The sequence below is a fragment of the Psychrobacter sp. T6-1 genome, assembly GCF_052258445.1.
This window is the reverse complement of record NZ_JBQQFC010000539.1, coordinates 1-1,082: the sequence shown is the minus strand read 5'-3', so window position 1 is coordinate 1,082 and position 1,082 is coordinate 1. Positions and strand designations below refer to the sequence as shown.

The 1,082-nt window shown below is 48.6% G+C and carries 1 protein-coding gene; it reads left to right on the top strand.

Translation table 11 applies throughout. The annotated features are described in order from the left end of the window. The coding region (locus ACTXGO_RS14425; protein ID WP_443575002.1) for an N-6 DNA methylase at positions 1-1,008 on the top strand (1,008 nt) is incomplete at its 5' end. Positions 1,009-1,082: the final 74 nt, after the last annotated feature.

The following is a 1,082-nucleotide window of genomic DNA, read 5'->3' as shown; positions in this document are numbered from 1 at the left end:
ATGCTAGAGCCGTATCAAGGCAAAATCTACGATCCGTGCTGCGGCTCGGGCGGTATGTTCGTGCAGTCCATCAAGTTCATCGAGAGTCATCACGGCAATACCAAAGACGTCTCTATCTATGGGCAAGAATATACTAGCACGACATACAAACTGGCGAAGATGAACCTTGCCATTCGCGGTATCGCTAGCAACTTGGGTGATGTGGCGGCCGATACTTTCTTTAAAGATCAGCACGAAGACCTAAAAGCCGACTTCATCATGGCCAATCCGCCCTTTAACCAAAAGGACTGGCGCGCCGCTGATGAGCTGGTCGATGATCCACGCTGGGCAGGTTATCCAACGCCGCCGACGGGCAATGCCAACTATGCGTGGATATTGCACATGATATCTAAATTGTCTGAGCACGGTACAGCAGGTTTCGTACTGGCCAATGGTTCGATGTCGACGACCACTAGCGGTGAGGGCGAGATACGCGAGCAGATTATCGAGAACGATCTCATCGATTGTATGATTGCGCTACCCGGTCAGCTGTTTTATACCACGCAGATTCCGGTGTGCTTATGGTTTATCAGTAAAGACAAAGCCGCCACCTCCGCTGATAGCAAAGCACGTGGGCTGCGTAATCGTAGCGGTGAGACACTATTCATCGATGCGCGTGCTATCGGTAGTATGATTGATCGCACTCATAAAGAATTCAGCAACGATGATATCGAGACCATTGCTAATACTTATCACGCGTGGCGCGGTGAGGTAGAAGCAGGTGGTTATGACGCCTATAGCGATGAGGCAGGCTATTGTAAATCGGCAAGCCTAGCAGATATCAAAGCCAATGACTATGTATTGACTCCGGGGCGTTATGTGGGCGCGGCAGCGATTGAGGATGATGGCATCCCGTTTGAGACAAAAATGCTAGAGCTAAGTCAAACGCTGTATGCACAAATGCAAGAGTCACAAAAACTAGATGCAACCATTCGTCAGAATTTGGAGGGTTTGGGTTATGGCGAGTGATTGGTGTGAGCTAACTTTAGAAGAATCGATGGATGCTATTATTGATTATCGAGGAAAAACTCCTAAAAAAACTG